Origin of the sequence: Caulifigura coniformis, from assembly GCF_007745175.1 — a bacterium.
Taxonomy (GTDB): domain Bacteria; phylum Planctomycetota; class Planctomycetia; order Planctomycetales; family Planctomycetaceae; genus Caulifigura; species Caulifigura coniformis.
In genome coordinates, this window is sequence record NZ_CP036271.1 from 363,739 (window position 1) to 385,735 (window position 21,997).

General features: G+C 63.6%; 15 protein-coding genes. 6 read left to right on the forward strand and 9 right to left on the reverse strand.

Annotated features, from left to right (window positions below):
* Positions 1 to 9: 9 nt before the first annotated feature.
* Genes Pan44_RS01480 through Pan44_RS01490 form a run of 3 tightly spaced genes read left to right on the forward strand, consistent with a single transcriptional unit; the run spans position 10 to position 3,270 of the window.
* Positions 10 to 834, forward strand: coding sequence for a leucine-rich repeat domain-containing protein (locus Pan44_RS01480; RefSeq protein WP_145026565.1), 825 nt, complete (start codon positions 10 to 12; stop codon positions 832 to 834).
* A 50-nt stretch (positions 835 to 884) separates the two neighbouring features.
* On the forward strand, positions 885 to 2,261 hold the full coding sequence (locus tag Pan44_RS01485) for a glycoside hydrolase family 88 protein (RefSeq protein ID WP_145026566.1): 1,377 nt from the start codon (positions 885 to 887) through the stop codon (positions 2,259 to 2,261).
* Positions 2,262 to 2,286: 25 nt separating this feature from the next.
* Positions 2,287 to 3,270, forward strand: a complete 984-nt coding sequence (locus tag Pan44_RS01490; protein ID WP_145026567.1) for a hypothetical protein — start codon at positions 2,287 to 2,289, stop codon at positions 3,268 to 3,270.
* On the opposite strand, the gene Pan44_RS01495 is transcribed toward Pan44_RS01490, so the two are convergent.
* The 4 genes from Pan44_RS01495 to Pan44_RS01510 all read right to left on the reverse strand — a co-directional run bounded on the left by Pan44_RS01495 (position 3,255) and on the right by Pan44_RS01510 (position 10,621).
* The gene (locus Pan44_RS01495) at positions 3,255 to 4,502 is read right to left on the reverse strand and encodes a DUF1573 domain-containing protein (protein ID WP_145026568.1); all 1,248 of its coding nucleotides are present in this window, start codon (positions 4,500 to 4,502) and stop codon (positions 3,255 to 3,257) included. The genes Pan44_RS01490 and Pan44_RS01495 overlap by 16 nt on opposite strands.
* A gap of 108 nt (positions 4,503 to 4,610) precedes the next feature.
* Complete coding sequence (locus Pan44_RS01500) at positions 4,611 to 6,527, reverse strand: ABC transporter ATP-binding protein (RefSeq protein ID WP_145026569.1); 1,917 nt, start codon at positions 6,525 to 6,527, stop codon at positions 4,611 to 4,613.
* 146 nt (positions 6,528 to 6,673) lie between these two features.
* Complete coding sequence (locus Pan44_RS01505) at positions 6,674 to 7,975, reverse strand: DUF1552 domain-containing protein (protein ID WP_145026570.1); 1,302 nt, start codon at positions 7,973 to 7,975, stop codon at positions 6,674 to 6,676.
* A 69-nt stretch (positions 7,976 to 8,044) separates the two neighbouring features.
* Complete coding sequence (locus Pan44_RS01510; protein ID WP_145026571.1) at positions 8,045 to 10,621, reverse strand: DUF1592 domain-containing protein; 2,577 nt, start codon at positions 10,619 to 10,621, stop codon at positions 8,045 to 8,047.
* 190 nt (positions 10,622 to 10,811) lie between these two features.
* Between Pan44_RS01510 and Pan44_RS01515 the strand changes: the two genes are divergently transcribed.
* Positions 10,812 to 11,042: a hypothetical protein gene (locus Pan44_RS01515; RefSeq protein WP_145026572.1), complete on the forward strand. Its 231-nt coding sequence runs from the start codon at positions 10,812 to 10,814 to the stop codon at positions 11,040 to 11,042.
* 15 nt (positions 11,043 to 11,057) lie between these two features.
* On the opposite strand, the gene Pan44_RS01520 is transcribed toward Pan44_RS01515, so the two are convergent.
* The gene (locus Pan44_RS01520; protein WP_145026573.1) at positions 11,058 to 12,728 is read right to left on the reverse strand and encodes a S1C family serine protease; all 1,671 of its coding nucleotides are present in this window, start codon (positions 12,726 to 12,728) and stop codon (positions 11,058 to 11,060) included.
* A 100-nt stretch (positions 12,729 to 12,828) separates the two neighbouring features.
* On the opposite strand from Pan44_RS01520, the gene Pan44_RS01525 reads away from it, so the two are divergent.
* On the forward strand, positions 12,829 to 14,319 hold the full coding sequence (locus Pan44_RS01525; RefSeq protein WP_145026574.1) for a hypothetical protein: 1,491 nt from the start codon (positions 12,829 to 12,831) through the stop codon (positions 14,317 to 14,319).
* A 76-nt stretch (positions 14,320 to 14,395) separates the two neighbouring features.
* Here the strand turns inward: Pan44_RS01525 and Pan44_RS01530 are convergent, their stop codons facing one another.
* The 4 genes from Pan44_RS01530 to Pan44_RS01545 all read right to left on the reverse strand — a co-directional run bounded on the left by Pan44_RS01530 (position 14,396) and on the right by Pan44_RS01545 (position 20,719).
* A complete protein-coding gene (locus Pan44_RS01530) occupies positions 14,396 to 16,105 on the reverse strand; it encodes a sigma-70 family RNA polymerase sigma factor (RefSeq protein ID WP_145026575.1) in 1,710 nt (569 codons plus the stop codon).
* A 1,258-nt stretch (positions 16,106 to 17,363) separates the two neighbouring features.
* Positions 17,364 to 17,639, reverse strand: a complete 276-nt coding sequence (locus tag Pan44_RS01535; protein ID WP_145026576.1) for a BON domain-containing protein — start codon at positions 17,637 to 17,639, stop codon at positions 17,364 to 17,366.
* A 414-nt stretch (positions 17,640 to 18,053) separates the two neighbouring features.
* Complete coding sequence (locus Pan44_RS01540; RefSeq protein ID WP_197453752.1) at positions 18,054 to 19,484, reverse strand: di-heme oxidoredictase family protein; 1,431 nt, start codon at positions 19,482 to 19,484, stop codon at positions 18,054 to 18,056.
* Positions 19,485 to 19,732: 248 nt separating this feature from the next.
* Entirely contained in the window at positions 19,733 to 20,719 is a 987-nt protein-coding gene (locus Pan44_RS01545; RefSeq protein ID WP_145026578.1) for a hypothetical protein, read from the reverse strand.
* A gap of 215 nt (positions 20,720 to 20,934) precedes the next feature.
* Here Pan44_RS01545 and Pan44_RS01550 point away from each other — a divergent pair, with 215 nt between their 5' ends.
* A complete protein-coding gene (locus Pan44_RS01550; RefSeq protein WP_145026579.1) occupies positions 20,935 to 21,963 on the forward strand; it encodes a threonine ammonia-lyase in 1,029 nt (342 codons plus the stop codon).
* The last annotated feature ends 34 nt before the right edge of the window (positions 21,964 to 21,997 follow it).

Genomic DNA, 21,997 nt, shown 5'->3' on the forward strand with positions numbered 1-21,997 from the left:
GAATGCGCAATGCGAATCTGCCTTGCCTCAGCTTTGTTTCATATACTGGCCGGTTGCAGTTCGCAGACAACGGCGCCTGCATCGTCGCAAACAGCGACTCCCAAACCTCCAGCCGAGTACGAGATCAGCTATGGCGATGGGCTGCTCGCTACAGGCATCGTCGTCGAGGATGACGTCTCAGAGATCGAGGAATACACCTCGGGCAAGCTGACGTTTCTAACGTCGACGTTTCACGTGACTGGCCCTCGAAATGCTCAGAATATCGCGTACGTCACCTCACATGAGACTCCATCGCCAGGCATTGATGTCGCGTTGATCGAACAGTCGACACCGCGCGCAGCGGCCGTCGTCTTCAATTCTCCGGTCATCTACAAGCTCGCAATCGTCGACTGGACCGCCGAGCGGTTTAAAGAAATGCCCGCAGATGCGTGTCAGGGCGTTCGATTCCTCAAGCTCAAGAACTGCGAGCTAGACGAGTCGACGCTTCAGAAAAGTGCGACACTCCCTCGCCTTGAAGGTCTCTGGCTGACGCTCTGCAAAGTGCCGGGCGGAAAGCTCGGCCCCATCGTCAAGGGTCTCCAGAACCGGCTGACGATCCTGTCGCTGTTTCATTCTGGCTTTGAGGACGACGCTTCCGCTTCAGTGAATGAACTTCAGAAGCTGCAAGTCCTAGGCGTTTCGGAATCCGGGATTACCGATCGATTTTTTGAACGGCTCCAGATACCCGTTTTGAAGTACCTGGAAGTGGGTTACGGGGGGCCGCCAAGCCCATCCGTGGAGAGGGAATTGCGTCGTCGCATTCCCACGATCGAGGAAGTGGCTCACGCACAGTAGTTCGTCATTCCTTACTTGATTCGCATCACTGCTGCTCAGCTCATCAATCAATGAACGTTGACTCTGATCTCGCTCCTCAATCAGTCCTTCCCGCTATCCGGCGCATGTGGGCGCGCTCGGCCGAAGTGCTGACGGCTCTTGAGAACTCCTGGAAGCCTGGCGACGGCTCGCCCGTCTTTACCGTCGACGGCCAATACACCTCGCGCGGCTGGACGGAGTGGACCCAGGGGTTCCAGTTCGGATCGCTGCTCCTGCAGTTCGACGCGACGGGCGAACGATCGTTCTTCGATCTCGGCCTGAAACGCACCATCGACTTCATGGCGCCGCATGTCTCCCACATCGGCGTCCACGACCACGGGTTCAACAACGTCAGCACGTACGGCAACATCCGTCGGCTCATGCTCGAAGGCCGAGTCGATCGCGATGCGCACCTGCTCGATTTCTGTGAGCTGGCGCTCAAGACGAGCGGCGCGGTGCAGGCGGCTCGTTGGTCGCGCACTGTCGACGGCCACGGCTATCTCTACTCGTTCAATGGTCCGCACTCGCTGTTCTGCGACACGATCCGTTCGCTGCGGGCCCTCGCCATGGGGCACAAGCTCGGCCATCGCCTCATGGGCGAAAACGACGAGCCGATCTCGCTGCTCAGGCGACTCGTGCTGCACGGCCGCGCGACGGCGATCTATTCCGTTTTCTATGGCGACGGACGCGACATCTACGACGTCCGCGGCCGCGTCGCCCATGAGAGCCTGTTCAATACCAACGACGGCCACTACCGCTGCCCGTCGACCCAGCAGGGCTACAGCCCGTTCAGCACGTGGACCCGCGGGCTGGCGTGGATCATGCTCGGCTATGCCGAGCAGCTGGAGTTCCTGGAAACGGTGAACGACGTCGAACTGGAGCCGCTGGGAGGCCGCTCGGAAATCGAAGACTTTTTCTTCCGGGCCGGACAGGCCGCGTGCGATTTCTATCTCGAGAACACGGCCCTCGATGGCATTCCCTACTGGGACACCGGCGCCCCGGGCCTCGCGCAGCTGGGCGACTGGCGGTCGAGGCCGGCCGAGCCGTTCAATCAACACGAACCCGTCGACAGCTCGGCCGCGGCCATCGGATGCCAGGGACTGATCCGGCTCGGAAACTGGATGGAAGCCCGCGGAGACCTGTCAGGCCGGCGGTACGTCCAGGCCGGCCTCACGACGCTGAAGACGCTGCTCAGCGAATCCTACCTGAGCAGCGGCGCCCATCAGGGCCTCCTTGTCCATAGCGTGTATCACCGGCCGCGGGGATGGGACTACATTCCCCCCGGCCAGTCCGTCCCCTGCGGCGAATCGAGCCAGTGGGGCGACTATCACCTGCGTGAAGCCGCATTAACGGTTCAGCGGATTGCGGAAGGAAAAGCGGAGTACAGGTTCGACGGACCGGTCGCCTGACAACGGCCTCAGCGCGAGGGGACACATGTCGGTCGCGTCAATCGTCCGCCGCGTGTGGAAACACAGGATCCCGATCGGCGCGATTTGCATCGTGCTCGCCTGCGCCGCTGTCTGCTACTGGCGGATGCCCGTGTCGGGGACGACCGCGGACGGAACGACCACGGTCGTCCTGCTGCATGCCGGAACCGGCGCCTTCAGCTACGAGTCCGACAACGTCCTTCTCACGTTCCTTCGGCGAAACCTTCCCTGGCTGGTCGGGCGCTACCTGCCGGACTGGATCTCCCTCAAGCGGTGTCCGCCGCGGAACCTCGCCGGACGACACAAGCTGCAGTTCCTGTTCTCCGATCATGAAGACCTGGGAACCGGACCGGCCAGGGGACGCGGCCTCAGGCCCCGAATGGAGTTCATCGACTCGACCGGCTACGTCTTTCGTCCGCCGGCAGATTCGAGATCCCATCGAATGCACGGCTATCTGTACCTGGGCTACGACGCCTGGCCGCGGCACGATCCCGTTGTCCATTGTCGCCTCGTGAACAACATCAACGGCGAGGTCGTCCTGAAGTTCAACATGAAGAATCCGGACTATCAGCCTGACTCCCCGGTCTGGTCCCCCGGTCCTCTCCCCGCGACCGCGCGGGACGACGAACTGGCGGTCACACTGCGCGGCATCACGATCGACGATCTCGGGCAGGCGACGCCCGAACTGACGATTGAACCACTCCTTCCTTCCGACCGCCCGTGGAAGACGACAGCCTGGTTCGAGGATGCCACAGGGAACTCGGGACCGGGGTTGTGTCCGATGGAGTCCGCCTGGCGACTTCGCGTCGATGCTCAGCAGGGGACCGCGACGCCGCATGGCTTCGAGTTCTTCGTCGCGCCTCCGCTGGAACTGAGGAAACGGGCCGAATCCGTACTGGGGCGTTCGACGAAAACACCCCGGCCGCCGGAAAGCAGCCAGGGTGCTGGAAACTCGAAAGTGGGAGTCCGAACGGATCAGTCCGCGTCGTAGGAGACGTTGAAGCTGATCGTCGGAACTTTGGGATGGTTGGTCGTGATCGTGACGGGAATGGCGTTGTCCGTGTTGTGGACGCCAATCGGGCTGTTGGGAATGAACTTCACCGTCAGGAAGTAGCGTTCATTCGTCTTCACAGGCCATTTCTCGTCCCTCTCCAGCGCGACCTGGATCGGGCCATCAACTTTCACGTCGGTGATCTCGAGGGGTTTCTCACCCCGGTCGGTCAGCAGCATCGTGAACTTCTTTTCCGTTCCCTTGGCGGCGCGGAAGTGGCCGAGCTGCACAAGCTGTTTCTCGGCATACCAGCCCGGCCCGATGATGCTGACCGGGCCGATCCGATTGCCGGTCACCGGCCAGATGATCTGCGTGTTGGTCGCGGAGTTGACCGTCACCGTCACGGTTTCCCGGACCAGCGAGATCTCTTCGCTCGGAGGAAGCGTCAGCGTGAAGTTGTACCCCACCTTCGCCTCCTTCTCCTTCAGCTTCGCCTCGTCGGCCGGCGTGTACTCGATCTTCAGGAGGTTGTTCACCTGATCGACGCGTTCGATTTTCAGGTCGTCACGCGTCCGTGAACCGATGAACCCGGTGACCGTCCTCGCCTCCCCCTGTTTAAGCTGATCGAGACTGAAGCCGTCGACCGGCTCCCAGAAGTCGTCGCTGACGACATCGCCGAAAATCTGCAGGCTCAGCCGCGGATTGGCCGGATCGTTCGTCCAGATCGTCGCCTCCTTCTCGAACCCCGCCTGGACGGCCAGCGGCTTCCATTCGAGCACGATCTCCGCCTGCCCGCCGGGGGGAATCTCCTTGTCCTTGAGGGCGGGCATTGTGCACTTGCACTGCAACGGGCCCTTTTCCAGCTTCAGCGGAGCATCCCCTTCGTTCTTCACGACGAACGGATGCGACTTCGTAGCGCCGAGCGCCATCGAGCCAAACTCGAAACGCTCCTGCACCAGCACCGCCTTGGGATACGGGCCCGGCTTCTTCAGATCGAACGGATTCGACTGGTAGCTGACGTCTTCGGCAGGCTTCTCCTCGGGCGTTCCTTCAGGCTTCTCCTCGCCCCCTTCCTCGAGTTTCGTCTCGGTCTCGGTCGGTGTTTCAACGGGAGGCGGGGGGGGCTCGACGGCGACCTCGTTCAGGGCATTCGTCGGCGCGGTGAGCTTCGAGACGACGAACAGCGCCAGGCCGATGGTGATAATCGCGCCGATCACAGCGATGGGCTTCATGGAAAACTCCGAGGTCGCACACTGACAAAGTGGGGCGCGCAGGGCGCAATGAATACCCCCAATTGTTGTGCCATTCCGAACCCGGCGTCAACACGCGCCCGCGGCGCGTCACCCCCCCGGAACCGTCGACTGGCCGGCCGCTGCGAATCTTCGATACAGGTCGGCGTACCGGCCTCCGGAGGCCAGCAGCTCGGGGTGCGTTCCCCGCTCGATGATCCGGCCATCCTCCAGCACGAGAACAACGTCGGCATCCCGAATCGTGCTCAGCCGATGGGCGACGATGAAACTCGTTCGCCCCGCAATCAACACCCGCAAAGCCGCCTGCAGCTGGGCCTCCGTGGCGCTGTCGATGCTGCTCGTCGCTTCATCCAGGATCAGGATGCGCGGATCGGCGATGAGCGCCCGTGCAAAGCAGATGAGCTGACGCTGGCCCAGAGACAGCGAGCCCCCCCGCTCGCCGACCGGCGTGTCCAGCCCGAGCGGCAGACTCTTCAGCAGCTCCTCGCACCGCAGTCGCTCGAACACTTCCCTGATCGCGGCTTCGGTCGCTCCCGGACGCCCCATCCGCACGTTGTCGGCCACCGTCCCCGAAAACAGGAAATTCTGCTGCAGCACGATGCCCAGCTTGTGGTGCAGGCTGGTCGTGTCGATCGACAGAACGTCCTGTCCGTCGATCAGCACCCGCCCCTGCGTCGGCAGGTAGAACTTCGACACCAGGTTGATGATGGACGTCTTGCCGCTCCCCGTATGCCCCACGAGCGCGATCGATTCCCCGGGCCGGACGGAAAACGAAATGTCGTGCAGCACCGGTCGGCCGGGAACGTATTCGAACGTCACGTTCTGAAACTCGACCGCACCCGCCAGGTGAACGAGCGGCCTGGCGTCGGGCGGATCGCTCCAGGCAGGCTCCTGGTCGAGCAGCGAGAACAATCGCTCCGCGCCGGCCATCGCCGTCATCGCCTGGTTGTACTGGTTGCCGATGACCGAGATCGGCGAGAAGAACAGGCCCGCCATAAAGAAGAAGCCGATGAGGTCGCCCACGTCCGAAGCGCGGCCCGCCACCTTCGGAGGCAGACGTTCCGCAGAGAAGCCTTCCACCACCGAACCGGCCGGAGGAGCCGCCGACGCGCTGTCCGGCGATGACAGGACGCGCAGTCCGCCGACGAGCAGCAGGATCGCCAGGAACACCTGGCTGTTCAGCTCCAGCAGCGGCAGGAACAGACCATGCGTGCGCAGCACCACGGTATTGTATCGCGAATGATCCTCGGCGAGTTCCGCGAACCCTCGCGAGTTCTCTTCCTGCCGCACGAACGCCTGGGTGACGCGAATCCCCACTACCGCCTCCGCCAGCGTGGACGTCACCCGGCTGAACGACTCCCGCATGTTCCGCAGCGCCGAGCTGAGACGGCGATGGAACCGGCGGTTGATGAACCAGATGACCGGCGCAAGACCGAGAACGATGAGGAAGAGTGTCCAGTCGTAGTAAAGCATTGCCGCGCCGGCCACGAGCATCTGCCCCGCCTGCACCAGCGTGACGAACAGCACTTCCTGCACGCCGCTCCGCAGGTCTTCCATGTCGGACGTCATCCGGCTGATGACCCGGCCTACCTTCGTGCCGTGGTACCAGCTCATCGGCATCCGCTGCAGCTTCGCAAACAGGGCGTTCCGCAGGTCGCCGACGACAGACTCGCCCAGCTCCAGCGCCCACCTCTGGCGGAAGTGCATCACGACCTGCGTGAACAATGCCAGCAAGGCAAAGAGAATCGCCCCGTTGAGCACGCCCTGCATGTCGCGTTCGCGGACAGGCCCGTTGATGACCGCGGCGACCACCCACGTCAGCGCGGGGAGCTGGAAGGAGCGGAGCAACACGGTCAGCAGGAGACCGTTGCGAAGCCGCGCGTACGGCTTCGTGTGCCGGACAAGCCGGGCGATCAGCCGGAAGTCGAGCGGTCGTTGTCGAGGCTCGTCCTCACGCTCGACGTGACTCGTCAGCGAGCGGCGGAGAGGAGCAACTGGAGCGGGCACGTGGGAACGGCGACGGGCGCCGCGATGGCAAGAGGCGGGTGGAAAGCGGCGTCAGGGTAACGAAAAGCCCGGCTTCTCAGAAGAAGCCGGGCTTTTTGACGTGCACTCGGTCACGCAGGCCGGCGGCCGCCGCCTGTCCGCTGAGGCTATGCTTCTTCCAGCCCCCGCATGGTGCCGGTTGAGCTGGCGAACCGGTCGGCCTCCAGCCCCATCCGCTGCAGCATGCTGACGAACAAGTTCGGCAGCGGGTAGTTCCGTTCCGTGTCGAACGCGAGGTGCTGACCGTGACGGAATCCGCCGCCGGCGAGAAGGACCGGCATGTTCGTCGTGACGTGAGTCGACGCGTTCCCGAGGTTCGACCCGTACAGCACCATCGTCCGGTCGAGCAGGGCCAGGCCGTTCTCTTTCGTTTCCTTCAGCCCGTCGAACATGCCCCCCAGGAGCTTCATGTGCCATTCGTCGATGGCCTTGAGCTGCTTCAGTTTCGCCTCGTTTCGGCCATGGTGCGACAGGTTGTGGTACCCGTCCGTGATCTCCGCGTCTTCGAGCTCCAGGGCAGGGGAGTTGACGCTGTCGAGCATCAGCGTCACGCAGCGCGTCGAATCGCTTTCAAATGCGAGTCGCGCCATGTCGTACATCAGCTTCGTCTTCGCCATGTACTCGGCTGGAGAAACGACATCGACCGGCGCCGGACCGGGAGCGGCAGGCTTCGGCTTCGTTTCCCATTCCTTGCTGACGGCCAGCCGGTGCTCGAGATCGCGGACGGAGCCGAAATACTGGTCGAGCCGGTCCCGGTCGCGCTGCGGAAGCGTGCGTTGCAGATCCTTCGCCTGTCCCGCAACTGCATCCAGGATGCTCTGGCCGCGTTCCAGCTTCTTGACCTGGGCATTCACCTGCTCCGCCGAACCCTGGGTGAACATCGCCTTGTAGATGGCCGACGGCTTCTCCTCGCACGGGATCAGAACCCCCGAACCGGTCCACGACAGGCTCCTCAGCCCGCCCGAAGTGTTCACGCCGAGCGTCAGCGACGGAAACCGCGTCTGAACCCCGATCTGCTCCGCGATGTACTGGTCGAGCGAGATCGTGTTGCGGAACCCGCCGCTGGAAGGATGGGGAGCCGCCGTCAGGAAGCAGATGTCGGCCGGATGCCCCCCGTCGACGTCCGGATGCGAAACCCCTGAGAACACCGTGAAATCATTCCGGTGACGCTCGAGCAGCTTCAGGTACGTTGAGAGCTCGTAGTCCTTCCCCGTCCCCTGCGTCGGGAAGAAATGTTCCGGCAGCACCCCCAGGTTGTTGCAGATCCCCAGGAACCGCCGCGGCGTCGCCGCCTCTGCCGCTCGTGCGAGCGCCGGCGTCATCGATTCCAGCATCGGCAGCGCCAGGGCGACTCCCGCCGCCTTCAGGAACGTGCGACGCGGCAGGGCAGCTTTCGTGATCGGATTCATGGTCGCCTCGGAAAGGTCTCTCGGTCACTCACGAACAGCCGGCATCGCTTCACCAGTCGCCGGTCTCACTCACTTCTCTCGAAACAGCGAACTCTGCACCAGGGCATGGATGACATCGGCTGTGCGATATCCATTCGCTTGAGTCTGATCGAGGATCGTTTCCACAACCGCCCGATCGCTGAATCGGATCGGCGCACCAGTCGCATAAACGGCCAGTTGGTTCACGAGGTTCCTCGCCAGCTGGCGTTCATCCGCCAGCAGCAGCATCTTGAATTCCTGGATATCTCGAAACGCCTCTCCGCCGGCGAGCTGTCCGCTCGAATCGACCGGCAGGCCCTCCTGAAACTGAAAGGCCTGTCCGCTCTTCGCGAACCCTGCGACCCGGTCTTCCTTCTTCGCCGCCTGCGCCCGGTACTTCGTACGAAAACCTCCGGCCACGTCGAAGCTCTCCAGGGCAAATCCCGGCGGATCGATGTCCTTGTGACACGCCGCGCACGACGCCTGGTCGCGGTGCTTCGCCAGCTGCTCGCGGATCGTCGTCGCTCCGCGCAGATCGGGCTCCACAGCAGGAACCGCCGGCGGCTTCGCCGGAGGCTTCCCCAGGATTCGCGACATCACCCACGCACCGCGAACGACCGGCGACGTCGAGGTCCCGTTTGCCGTCACGGTCAGGATGCTGGCCTGCGTCAGCAGTCCGCCGCGCAGGCAACCCTCCGGCAGCGTCACCTTTCGGAACTCGCATCCTTCCATCGGTTCGAGTCCGTAGTGCTTTGCGAGTCGCTCGTTGACGAACGTGAAGTCGGATGCCGCGACCGTGCGGGCCGGAAGGTTCGCCTTGAGCATCTCCCCGAAAAACAGCCGTGTCTCTTCGAGCGCCGAATCCGTCAGCCAGTCGTCGAGGTAATAGTCGCCATACAGCGCGCCGTCCGGGTTGTTGTCGAGGATCTTCCGCAGGTCGAGCCAGTAGTCCAGGTACGACTCGACGAACCTCCGGCTGCGGGCGTCACCGATCAGCCTCTTCGTCTGGGCACGCAGCGTCGACGCGTTCCGCAGCTCGCCCCGTTCGGCCAGTTCGCGGAGCTCGTGGTCCGGCTCCGTGTTCCACAGGAAGTACGACAGCCGCGACGCCAGCGCGAAGTCATCGAGTTTCCCCGGCTCCGCGTGGCACGTCGTGAACTCCGGTGAACACAGGATCGCCGTGTAACCCGCGATCATCGCATCCTTGAACGACGCCCCTTCGCTCAACTGCCGCTCGATCACGGGGAGAAACCGCAGCTTCTCCTCCTCCGCAACTGGACGCCGATAAGCCCGCTCCGCGAACCGCGCCAGCAGCCGCCGCGAGTCCCCCGCCTCGTCCTTCGAAACAACCGTCACCGACTTGCCCGACTTCGACACCGGCAGGTCGCCAAACAGCAGCTGATGACCGCGCGGTGGCCACGTCTCGTTGAGCGGCCCTTCCACTTCCAGCCAGCGATAACAAACGCCCGGCTGGCCATCCTGCTCCGCCAGCGGGTTCTGCCACCGCCCTTCGCCGGGCCGGGAACGAAACAGCCGCGAGGCGTCCGGACGGATCGTTTCGCCAGCCAGCAGGTCCACTTCCATCTCGTGAACGGCCGGCTCCGGCGTGATGTCGAAGTCGCCCAGCCGCCGCAGTTGCCGCGGCGGCATCTCGGAGTAGATCGTCACCGGCTCCGAGCGCCGGCCTTTCTCAACATGGTCGAGGTCCGGGACGAACCACTTCGGATACGTCTTCTTGGGATCCTTCAGGTTGGCGTTCGCGCCGTTCGGGCCGACCCAGACGGAATGCGCCATGAACCGCAGCTTGTAACGCCCCGAAACCGGGGCATCGAACCGGTTGAACTTCGGCTCGACCGGCTCGTAAGCACCGTGAACCAGTCCGACTCCCTCCAGTTCCCGAACCGCCGGGTCTTTCTCCCCGACCGTGGCCGGCGCGTCACCACGCCGGACGTCCGGCTGCCCTTCGAATCCCAGCACGGGAAACGTCGCCCGTTCCGGGGCCGTATTGAACTGCGTGAAGTTGAACTTCCGGGCAAACGAACTCTGGTCCCGCGCGTAGTAACGCTTCACCGTCGGTGCCGGCTTCTCCAGCGAACTGACGACGACCGCGTTCAGCGCGAGGTCGGCCGCTTCCAGGTACCGCGCCATCTGGACGTGCGACACATCCAACGCATCTCCGATTCGGTTGTATCCATGAGCGATCGCATCCTCCGGCAGCACGGTCCGGATCTGCAGCCACGGTGCATCCAGCAGGTCGCGCAGCGTGTTCTCGTATTCCTGACGGTTCAGTCGTCGCCGCGTCGCCCGCCCTTGCGCCTTCGTCTGGGCCAGTTCGGCCGACGTGATCGCCTCGGCAACTCCGCGAATCAGTGCCTCCCGGTCCGCCGGCTTGAGCGGCTCCGCGTCCTTCGGCGGCATCTCGCCGTTCCGGACACGGTCATGAATCCGCACCCAAACCTCGGCGTTGCGCGGATCGCCCGGATTCAGCGGCAGGGCCGAAAGGTCGAGCTGCCCCGATTTGTCGTCGGCATTATGACACTCGACGCAGCTCGATTTGACGATCGACGGCACGTCGGCCCAAACCGATGCACAGCTGGCGAAGACGAGGATCGCAAAAGCACAGCGCATGGATGGAGGGACTTCCAGCGGAATGCGGCGGCAGGTGGGAAGGCGAAACAGGCGGGGCCTCTCCGGTAGCTTACCCCGCCCCCGAGGCATGGGCCAGCACCGTCCGCGATCCTTCCCTCCCGGTCGTGGCCCTGTCCAGTCGGCTCTTCCCCCGTGCCGAGACGCTGGCCCCGCTGGTAATCTGGCGAGCATGGCAAAACGTCTTGAACAGGTGAAGCCCTGGCAGGTGGCGCTCTTCATGGCGCTCAACGGCGTCGGCTTCCTGGTCTTCTGGGTGCTGGCAATCAGCCCGGAAGATGCGGCCGCCGGCGGCACGATCGCCCTCGTTGCCGTCGTCGCTGTTGGGATCCTGCTGACGTTCGTCGTACTGGCTGCCAGAAAGTCCCCCCCGCCGGGCGATCGGCCAACGGAACGAAGCTGACGCATCAACCGCCCGTCAATTCACCGGCTTCTTCGACATCCGCAGCTTCACGGTCGCGGCTCCCGGAGCGGGGTCTCCCAGCTGGATCGTCGCCCCCCAATTCTCTCCTTTGATTTTCGTCACCGGCCGCTTCCGCTTTTTGTCCGCCCCCGGCGGTCCCTGGATCTCCACCACGTCCATCTTCCAGGAACCGAAACCGACCTTCAGCGGATACGTCTCCGTCAGGTCCGGCTGCGTGGAGTCCGCGGTCGTTTCCTTCCACTGCAGGTCCCATCGCTCCCCGTTCACGAGCACGTAAGGTCCCTTGCCGTCCGAGCGCCCGGGCTTTTTGGATTCGTGGTGCCTCAGCGCCAGCCCGGCCGGACCGACCAGGATGTCATCCCGCCCCTCGACCACGATCTCCACCTCAAACTCATCGATGGTCGGCGCAAAAGGGTCAGCAGGATCGTAGAGCTGGGTCGGCACCAGGCGGGGTGCGTCTTTCAGCGAAACCTGCTCGTGACCGGCGGCGATCTGCTCGTCCTTGCGGCGGACGACGTAGTTGATCGGAACGCTCTCCACCACGGGCTCCACCGAGAACACGTCGATCACGTCGCCGGCCGAAAACGAGAGGGCCGATCCATCGTCCCAGCGGATGTCCGCGAGGTTCGAGAGTTCCCCCGTGAACTTCCTCCCGGAATTCAGCGCCACGATCGGCGTCGCAGCGCGGCCCTCAATCCGCCGCAGAGCGCTCAGTGCCAGCTCGCGTCCTCCCACCTTGATTCTCCGGTCATCCACCTCGGCCGAGCGCGTTTTCCCTCCCGCTCGCGAAACGAGTCGCAGCTTCGTGTTCGTCGATTTCGGGTCGACGAGTGCAGCCCGCGTCGTGGCAATCGACCCGTCGAACTTCGCCGTGACCGTCCGCTCGCGGGCGCCGGAGTCGATAATCCACTCGATCGCATCCGGAGCCGTCTCCCCCGAGAGGGAAACCGCTTCCGCGATCAGGTCGATCTCCGCGGTCCGTTCGGCGTAGCTCGTCTCGGGCACGTTCAGCAGGATCGCCGGCTTGCTCATCAGCGACTTCGCCCAGCGTGACGACACCGCAATTGCGATCCGCGCCACGGGATTGGCCGCCGCCACGATCCCGATCACATCCCCCTTTGCGTTCAAAAGCGGTCCGCCGCTGTTTCCCGGGTTCACGGCCGCGTCGATCTGGATCGCCGCCAGCTCGCCCGCCTGCTGCCGCAGAGCGCTGATGCTTCCGCCCGTCACGCTGATCGAGGGATAGCGTTCGCCGCTCGCCGCCAGCAGCAGGCCGAACGGGTATCCGAAAACCGTGACGCGTGCCGTCTCCTTCAGGTCCTTCGGGTCGGCGAGTTCCAGCGCTGTCAGCCTGGGAGGATCTCGCCACTGCAGGATCGCCACGTCCGACTCCCGGTCCGACGCCACGACCCGGGCCTCGCCCACCACCTCATTCGACTGCCCGGAGTTCAGGACGAGCCGGACCGTCTCCCCGGGACTCCGCGATTCCACAACGTGCGCGCACGTCACGAAAATCCCGCTCGTGTCCACGCAGAAGGCCGACCCGCTCCCTTCGATCCCGAGATCGACGAGAGCCGTCGCCTGCTTGCCGCGGGTCACGATGTCGTGGCGGTCCGCCGCATCGGCCACACCACCGAACACAACCGCCAGCAGCGCCAGGGCCAACGCCCGCGCTGACAGCGACCAGCATGCGAAGTAGCATCGACTCCTTGCGGGCCGCTGCGAAGAAAGTAAGGCCGGCAGTTGTTGTCCGGAGGCTGAACCGATGCGAATCGACCGACAAGCGGCACGACAGGTTGCGACTCTCTTCGTTGCACTGGCCTGTTTCATCACGTCCATCTCCGGTCGCGCCGTTGCGGAAGATCCATTTCTGAAAGCCGCAACCACGGAGTTCCCCGAGTTTCGCAAGATCGTCGCCCCCGCGGACTACTCGGCCCGCCTCTCCGAGGCCGCGGATTCTCTCAAGTCGGCCAGGAAGGATGCTGCCGCCCCCTGGCCAACGGCCGGCGTGACTGTCACGACGGTCTTCCCCGAATCGCAGGCCGCAATTGCCGGCGTGCAGGAAGGTGACATTGTAATCCGTTTTGATGACTGGACGGTCTGGAACGCCGAAAACTTCCCTCGCTCTCCCGAGCAGCCGCAGAAATGCGAGTACTTCTCCCCCACCTCACGACGGCGCAAATCATTCACCGCACAGCCCGGCCCGCTCGGCGTGAAGTGCAGCAACTTCTGGCGTCCCGAACTCGGCTACCTGCGCGGAAAGTCGTCCAATGCGAAATGGGATGCCGACGTCCATCTCGCGATCACCTCCGCCGCGCACGCACCCGACCTCGCGGAAACAGCCTGGAGTTACGCCATCGAGAAGGGCTACAGGCCCGATTCCTTCGCGGCGACGTCCGGCATCGTGATTTGCTTCGCTCAGGGCCGGTCCGATGCCGCGTGGGAATTCGCCTCCCTCGCCGGCCGCGCCGAGGCCACCGGCGATGCCGAGGTCCATCCGCTTCTTCTGTTCCGTGCGGCTGCCGCGAACTACCAGCTCCGCGAGATGCTCCGGCTGACCGAGCGCTATCCGCTCGTGTCGCCGATGAACTCCACCTACGTCCAGCTGCTGATGGACCTGCACCTGCGTCGTCCCGCCGCCGAACGCGAATTGCCGCCTCCGCATGTCCTCGCGGAATCCATGCATCGCGACGACCTGCGATCGCGATTGATCCCGCAGCGGCAGACGACGGCCACGCATCGCATCGGCGGATTGAAGAGCGGTGAATCGCTGACGGTCAAAACGGAACCGGGGTTCTTTCAGGAAAACGCGATTTCCTCGACCGAACCGACTCCCAACGTCGACATCTCCTTTCGCTTCACCTGGCAACCCGCCCCCGGAGACGACAAGGGTTATCGCAAGCAGACCGTGTTCCAGCTCGTCGATGGCCGCGTCGACACCCGGGTCGAACTCGATCATCTCAACAAGAAAACGGCCCTCGTCGGCTTCAGCCTGGCCGAGGAGCTTTGCGAGCTGCAGTTCACGTCGCCCATGCCCAACCTCACCTACGCCGATCCCGCCATCGCCCGGGATCAGGAGCATTCCCTGCGTATCGTCCGCGTGGGCGGGCAGGCTGAGCTGTTTCTCGATGGCGGCCGATTGCTGTACGTCCCCGTCGATCCGACCGCCGGAGAACCCTGGCTGTTCTTCCGGACCATCGGCTCGACGCTCGTGATCCGCGACCTGAAGTTTGATGAACTGATCGAGAGGCCCTGAACCATCGCGCAAAAAAGCCCGGCTTTTTTGACGAAGCCGGGCTCTTGATTTCATTCGTCTGCCTGACCGCCAGCGATCAGACCACGCTCAGCTCTTCCGATTCCTCGACGATCACCGCGCCCCCTTCGGACGTCAGGATCGATTCGACGAACCCCTTGAGGTGCGTCGCGCGAGTCTGCTGCTGCAGCTTGCGGAGGGCCTTTGATTCGATCTGGCGGATACGTTCGCGGGTCACCTTGAAGATGCGGCCCGTCTCTTCCAGCGTATAGCTGTAGCCGTCGCCCAGGCCGTAACGCAGCTTGATGATCTCGCGCTCGCGGTAGGTGAGGCTCTTCAGCACGTGGTTGATCTTGTCGCGAAGCATCTGGTGCATCGCGCTGTCGGCCGGCGTGTTTTCCGTGGTGTCTTCCAGGAAGTCGCCGTAGCTGGAGTCTTCGCTTTCGCCGACGGGAGTGTCGAGCGAAATCGGATGCTTCCAGGTCTTCATGATCCGCTCGGTCTCTTCGACCGAGAGGCCCACGGCGGCGGCGAGTTCTTCCGTCGTCGGTTCGCGGCCGGTCTTCTGACGGATCTCTTCGCTCTTCGCCTTCAGGGTCGAGATGCTCTGGAACATGTGCACCGGGATGCGGATGGTGCGGGCATGGTCGGCGACGGCGCGGGTGATCGCCTGACGGATCCACCACGTTGCGTAGGTCGAGAACTTGTAGCCGCGGCGGTACTCGTACTTCTCGACGCCGCGCATCAGGCCGGCGTTGCCTTCCTGGATGAGGTCGAGGAACGACAGGCCGCGGTTGCGGTACTTCTTCGCGATCGACACCACCAGACGCAGGTTGCCGCCCGAAAGCTGCTGCTTGGCGTCGGTCCAGGCGTCGAAGCGATCGCGGATGCGGATCATGCGGGCCTTGAACTCGGCCGGCGTTTCGCAGCACAGCTCGACCAGCTCGCCCAGCTCCTGGTGCATCAGCTGGACGTCTTTCTGGGCCGACACGCGGTTCCGGAGATGGTGGATGTCCTTCTCCAGCTCGATCATCCGTTCGTTGATCTGCTGCATCCGCTTGTACACGGGCGTCAGGCGATGGGTCCGGACAGAAAGCTCTTCCGCCAGCGAACACATCTTGCGGCGGCGGACGATCATCCGACGCTTCGCCGAGTCGCGGTCCTTCTTCGATTCCGATTCGTCGCGGGAAAGTTCCCAGTCCTTGCGGTTCTCCCCAAGGAGGTACTTCAGCGTCGGCAGGTTGTGAGGCATCCGGCCGAGAATCTGGTCCTTGTGGGTGTTCTCGGTGTCGCTCGTGCGAAGGGTCCGCTCGAACGGCAGTTCGCCGGTCTGCACCTTTTCGAGAATGTCGACGGCCGTCGCGATCGCGAAATCCGACTCCATCATGGCGCGGCGGTAGCGCTTGCGGGTGATCTCGATCTGCTTGGCCAAGAAGATTTCGTCGTCGCGGGAGAGCAGCGGAATGTTGCCCATCTGCGACAGGTACATGCGGATCGGATCGCGGGACGACATGGGCGTCTCGGGTTCGATCAGCCCGCGCGTCAGGTCCGGCGCCTCGACGTGCGTGCTCTTCTGCTCCGCGCGAATCTTGTCGGCAATCGTCCGCGGGGCAGCCGGGTCGTTGATCAGCGGCAGCTGGAGTTCTTCAAGGCCGAGAATGATCTGGTCGATCATCGCCGCCTCGCCCCCTTCATCGGGGAGATACTTGTGGACCATCTGATAGGTCAGAAAGCCACGTTCCTTGGCCTGATCCAACAACGACTTCAATCCCTGGTCCAGCCGATGCACCGTCTCAACTCCTTGCAAAATTCGGAAAGTGTGGCGGCCTGAAGCCGCCGCGATTGATTTGGCCGCCGGCCCTCGATGAAGGCGGGGATCAATCGATGATTCGAGGTTGTCTGTTCTGGATGTCTGATTTCCGAAACACGCGTCCGGGCGCCGAACGGTCTTTCGAAGGATCACCGTTCTCGGGTGACTGAATTTCAGGCGACCGCCATCACGCCGCCGCCTGCTGAATGTTCTTCAAAACCAATGCTTCAAAACGAATCGAAACTGGAAACGCGGATCATCCGCTTCGGAGCTCTCAACGTCCGCCGCAAGACATTCGCCGTCACTCGTGATTTGGCGAACTCCGTGCCCTGTCCCGCGGCGGTCACGCCGTCGAATACAGTCTGTTGAATCCCTTCGCTCGAACATCCTGTTCACGAAGGCGGGCGCTGACATCAGCGAGCCTTGAAACCTGCCGGGCCGTCACACGGCCAGCGGCGGTGCATCCCTCAGGACGCCGCCAGGTGGGAAGTCGCATCCGTTCAATCCCCCACGAACCGCGATTGTGCAATGTCAACAAGGACACACCCGCCAAGGAAAGCACTTCTCCGCATGAAATCCTCAATGGCCACAGGCACCCAAACCAGACTCTCACAAATTCGTGAAAGTGCAACTTGCATAACCTGTTGCTGAGACAAGGCTTTCAGCGGCTAAACATCCGCCATCCCCCGTTCGCGAAAGCCATCGTAACACGATTCAGGGGAGCGTCCACGAAGTTTTTCGGTGGTGTCGGGGAAATTCCTGCTGGTGACGTAACTGCTTGCCTATCTTATTCGTAGGCGCAGTCCTGAAGTTCGTCAAATCGCCTCCGACCACTCGCCCAAGACACCTGTTCGCCGCACCCCCTCGCAAGCGCATAGCGTCATTGCTTTCCCCCGCTGAAACAGCGACGCACCGCTCCGGAAACCCGCCTGTCTGTCACTCCACGCGTGGGTCACGCCTTGCGAGCGGCCTGCGGACCACCTCGTCAGAAAGATTCGGCCCGGCATGTTCCGGGCATGCAATCTGACGTGGGGGCATCAACATCGGGTGGGCTCAACGGGTCGCCCGGGCGCCTGCCAGGCCCGGCACCGCGAAGAGGCCGCGCCCGACAATCGTTCGCCCGCTCGTCCTGTGTCAGATCCGGACGCCCGCTGGACTGGCCGACCGCGTGGTCAACCTGCCCTGCACACAGCCGAAGCGCCGCGAACGTCGCGGCGCTTCGGCCCTGTTGCACGATTCAGGCGTGAGAGGCGAAGGTCCGGCGGTTCCGGACTTCGAGCGCATCGATCACGCAGACTCCCTGGAACGCTTCGCGAGTCAGCCGGATGGCCAGGGATTTCGACTGCCAGTTGGGAACACTTCCCGTCAACGCCACGGCGCCGTTGGCGACGCGCACATTGAGGTGGGCGAACCGCCGCGGAGCCCGGGTCTTCAGCGCATGCCGCACTTCGTCGGCGATCAGGAACGGGGATCGTGGGGACGGGTCTTCAGGGGTGGAACGCAAAGCGACCATGGCAGGACTCGGAGAAAGAATGCGACGGGGCGTCGCAGGTCAGGAGACATTGAGACCGCTGAGAGCCAGCGATCGAAAAGAAAGAACCGTTGTTAACGACAACACTGCCAGTCACTGCCGGCCGCTACGCGTTTCTGCGAGGGCACAAGGCGGTGCTGGATTCGAACGACGCCGATTGGAGAGAGGCGTTTCATCGATCGAGACCGGGTCAAAACAACAGGCACACAACGGATGTGCACCCCACCAATGACACGCCGCAAATCCCGGGGTTCGCAGCGGGTTCCCGTCCCCCGGCACATTTTTGGAACCGGGTTCCAACTCTGAAGTCGGATGCGTTCCAGGAACCTTACGCCGCTGCACAGCCGTCCCCGGCCAGAGGCACGCCTCAGCGGTAATACGGTCCCCGGGGCCGCCTCACGGCCCCTTCGCCAGCGCGGCCTCCTGGGCCGGCGCCCGCAGCGATTCGAGGAACGTGATGATCGCCTGCTGGTCCTCGGCCGTGGCCGATTTGAACATCACCGCCGACCGCTCCGCCTCGCCGCCATGCATCAGAACGGCGTCCCGCAGCGTCGCGGCCCGGCCGTCATGCATGTAGGGGTAGGAATCGCGGACACCCCAGAGGGGCGGAGTTTTCCATTCCTGCTGCGGATTGGTGGGCGTTTCCATCACTCGTTCCGGGCTGACCAGAGTGACGTTGTAATAGGGAGTGACAATAGTCGTCGTACTGCGACTAATGAACCGATCGGGCATGGCCGTTTGCGCATCGCTGAAGGCGTCCCCCATGTCATGCAGCAGCATGTCGCTGTAGACCCCGCTGACCCAGCCCAGGTCCGGCACGTGGCAATCGGCACAGCCGACTTTCTTGAACAGCTTGGATCCGCGATGCGCTTCCGCGCGGCGGTAGTCGCTTTCCTCGACCGCCTCGGGGCGAGGCAAACTGCGGATGAACGACGTCAGTGCCGTGCATTGTTCGTCCGTCAGGTCGTACTGCTGCTGACGCTTCCGCGGCTTGCGGCCGGTGGCAGGAGCCGTCGCCGCGACAGGATTCGCGGGTTCGTCGAAGCCGGCAACCTTCAGACCCATTTCGATTGCACAGGCCGAGCGCACGAACGAATCCAGCGTCGGGAGTTGGGCGCGCCAGCCGTACCAGCCCGGGCCATTTCCCGTGGCCGGAATCCGGCCGGTGATCCAGGGGGTTTTCTCGGCCTGCTCTCTTGCGATCCGCGCCCGGATGGCGTCTCCCCCTTCCTTGCGGAACTTTTCGATGAGCCCGAGGCCCCAGAGCGGAGTTGTATTGCGCTGGGAAAGCTCGAGAGTGACGTCGCCGAACTCCCGCCGAACTGGCTGGATCGCCTCGAGCGCGCTGGCGCCGCCGAACGGCTCGAGGACGTGATTGCGAAACGCATCGAACGTGGCCACTTCTTCCGGCGTTCCGACAGCGAACTGGTGCAGCACCTGGATGCCGGACTGCTCGCTGAAGGCGGGGTGAATCTTCCGGGCGGCGGCGACAGCTTTCGGAACGTTGGCCAGCGGCACAGGGCGGGTGACGACTCCCAGCGTGATGACGTTGGCTTCGAGATCGCCGGAACCGCCGACGCCTCCCTGTTTGTGGCAGGCGACGCAGGACACGGCGTTGAACACCGGGCCGAGGCCGTTGCCCTGTTTCTCGAGGCCGTGATCGAGGCGGGCGTCCGTGGGGCGTGCGAAGTTCAGGCTGAAGAGTTCGCGACCTTCATCGACTCTGGGGAACGAATCGTCCGACGGGGGCCGCGGGATCGAGCCGCCGAAGCTGGATGCTGCGAGACTGAGCGACCCGAGGACGAGAAAAGCCATTCGCCTGAGCATGGTAGCCTCCATTGAGTCGGCGTGGTCGAGTGCGTGGCCCAGACGCGGCGGGTGCAGAGTCGACCGTCCGTCGCACCCGTTGTGAACATGGTACAGGGGCTGGTGACGTTCACAAGACATTGCTGCCCAGCGGGGATCAGTCGGTTCAAGTGATCCCTCTCCATTCGGCATATGGGGGCACACTCCCGGAACGCGGAGTCCGTGTCGAGAAGAGAGGCCCTCTCAGTCGCTACTCCGAAGCCGCGGGTCTACGTCACGTTTCGTGATGCCATCTTGTCTTGCCACTCCATGGCCGCTCGCTGCTGACGTGCAAGCCGCTCGGCCGCCTGAATCCGATCGATGCGCCAGGCAATCAGAAGAAAGCCCGCGAACCAGCCAATCGCTTCCACAATCAGCAAGGCGGAAAGTTCAAGCGATTCACGGCCGCGGTGCAGGAACAGCAGCGTGAGCGGCACGCCCGACCACACCAGGAGGGCGAGGAACCACCGATCCCGGCGCCAGTCGAACGACATGCGTGGCGCGATCATCCCCTTTTTCGGGATCTGGAAACGAATCAACAACCACGAGAGGACGGCCGCGAGTGGCGCCGCCAGGCGGCGATGAGCTTCGAGGTGATCCAGCGCGAACACTGCGATGAGCACGGCGCACGCCAGCAGGAAACCGAAATAGAGATCGAATCGGGCCCGGCTCAATCGTACTTCGTTGGCTTTCAATGGTCTCACGACATCCGCCGCAGGTTTCGTCAGCGGGACCGCGAGCGCTCCGCAAAATCTCTCCCAGCCCGTCTGCCGATCTTCCGGAATGCGATCCCGGACGAGGCGGATCAGCCACAGCCGATCTTCCCGCTCGAATGTTTCAAGGGAAATCCGCAGCGTCTGGTCGCGGGTCTTGAGTGTGATCTTCCCCTGCGCATTGCAGACCCACTTCGCTTCGAGGACGGCATCCAGATGCATTGTCATCCGGCGGAACAGCCCTCGGCAGACGATGCGGAACCGGTCGACGTCCCAGACTTCACGGCGGCATGCTGCAATCAGATAGCCCGACATCGAAGCCATCACCAGCCAGAAGCTGCTGAAGCCGACCGCCAGGATCACACGGTTGCCCGGCGGCGTTGTCGGGTCCAGCATCATGCCGACCGCCGAGACGATGGCCATGCCGACGAACATCGCGAGCGTCCAGATCCCGGTGATCAGCAGCTGACGGCTGGGCCTGATGGTTCGTGAATCGCTGGACAAGTTGGTTGCCGCCCATTTTCGGAAGTGGTGTCCTTTCCCAAACGCCTCTCGCCCTCCGGGCGATCAAAGTTTCACGGCGACTCGAAGCCGGCTGGCCGGAGAGGGTGAGCCCTCCTGTGGGAACCTCCTCGGCCGGCGCGGTGTCGACTACGAAATTATCCACCGAGGCGACATGATGATCGGCCCCGGCCCCGCTCACATTCAGGCGACGAAAATTGACCGTTCCTCTTGCGACCATCGATGACGTCCGGCGTGCCGAGGCCTCCATCCGGCCCTACTTCTCGTCCGCGCCCCTGATCCGGTCCTATCCGCTCGAACGCGAACTCTCCCTCCCGGCCAGCCGCCGCGTCTGGCTGAAAGACTACGGCTGGACCCCCACAGGCTCCTTCAAGCTGATGGGCGCGCTCAACTGGATGGCGAGGAACCTTGAGCGGATCGGCGACCGCCCCGTCGCGGCCCATTCCTCCGGAAACTTTGCCTCCGGAATCTCGTTCGCCGGCATGTGCTTCCAGCGACACGTGATCGTCGTCATGCCCGAGTCGGCGCCGCGCATCAAGTTCGAACGCACCAGGTCGTTCGGCGCGGAGATCCGCACTTACAACATCGAACGCGATCACCTCACCGGCGAACGCGAGCGCATGACGCGCGACATCGCCGAAAAGGAAGGCGCCATCCAGGCCTCCCCCTACGACGATCCGCATGTCATCGCCGGCAACGGAGTCGGCGGGCTTGAGATCGTTCGCGAACTCCAGCGGGAGAATCGCAAGCTCTCCCATTTCTTCTGCCCCATCAGCGGCGGGGGCCTCATGTCGGGCCACGCACTGGCCATCGCCGACGGCTTCCCGGAAGCCACCATCATCGGCGTCGAACCCGATGGAGCCAACGATTTCCAGAAGTCCCTCACCGCCGGGCAGCGCGTGCGCCTCGACCGTCCCTCCAGCATCTGCGACGGCCTGCTCTCATACGACGTCGGAGTCCACAACTGGCCTCTCCTCCAGCGCTTCGTCAAACAATCCGTCGCGCTTCCCGATGAATCCACGCGACAGGCAATGCGCTGGATCTACGACCAGCACGGCCTCCGCACCGAACCCTCCGGCGCCATCGCCGTGGCCGCAGCCCTCAGCCGACAGGTCGACCTCTCCGGTGATGGAGACATCGTCCTGACGGTCAGTGGCCGCAATGCCGATGATGAGGCCTTCGCGAAGTGGATCGACCTTCCACCGGCCGCGCCGCAGATTGGTTGAACTCTTCTCTGCGTCCTCCGCGACTCTGAGGTGC

Excerpts from the sequence above, each read along its gene's own strand:
- Pan44_RS01540 (WP_197453752.1), bottom strand. The coding sequence starts at position 19,484 with ATGCTCAGGCGAATGGCTTTTCTCGTCCTCGGGTCGCTCAGTCTCGCA.
- Pan44_RS01490 (WP_145026567.1), top strand. The coding sequence starts at position 2,287 with ATGTCGGTCGCGTCAATCGTCCGCCGCGTGTGGAAACACAGGATCCCG.
- Pan44_RS01485 (WP_145026566.1), top strand. The coding sequence starts at position 885 with ATGAACGTTGACTCTGATCTCGCTCCTCAATCAGTCCTTCCCGCTATC.
- Pan44_RS01510 (WP_145026571.1), bottom strand. The coding sequence starts at position 10,621 with ATGCGCTGTGCTTTTGCGATCCTCGTCTTCGCCAGCTGTGCATCGGTT.
- Pan44_RS01480 (WP_145026565.1), top strand. The coding sequence starts at position 10 with ATGCGAATCTGCCTTGCCTCAGCTTTGTTTCATATACTGGCCGGTTGC.
- Pan44_RS01495 (WP_145026568.1), bottom strand. The coding sequence starts at position 4,502 with ATGAAGCCCATCGCTGTGATCGGCGCGATTATCACCATCGGCCTGGCG.
- Pan44_RS01525 (WP_145026574.1), top strand. The coding sequence starts at position 12,829 with ATGCGAATCGACCGACAAGCGGCACGACAGGTTGCGACTCTCTTCGTT.
- Pan44_RS01515 (WP_145026572.1), top strand. The coding sequence starts at position 10,812 with ATGGCAAAACGTCTTGAACAGGTGAAGCCCTGGCAGGTGGCGCTCTTC.
- Pan44_RS01505 (WP_145026570.1), bottom strand. The coding sequence starts at position 7,975 with ATGAATCCGATCACGAAAGCTGCCCTGCCGCGTCGCACGTTCCTGAAG.
- Pan44_RS01535 (WP_145026576.1), bottom strand. The coding sequence starts at position 17,639 with ATGGTCGCTTTGCGTTCCACCCCTGAAGACCCGTCCCCACGATCCCCG.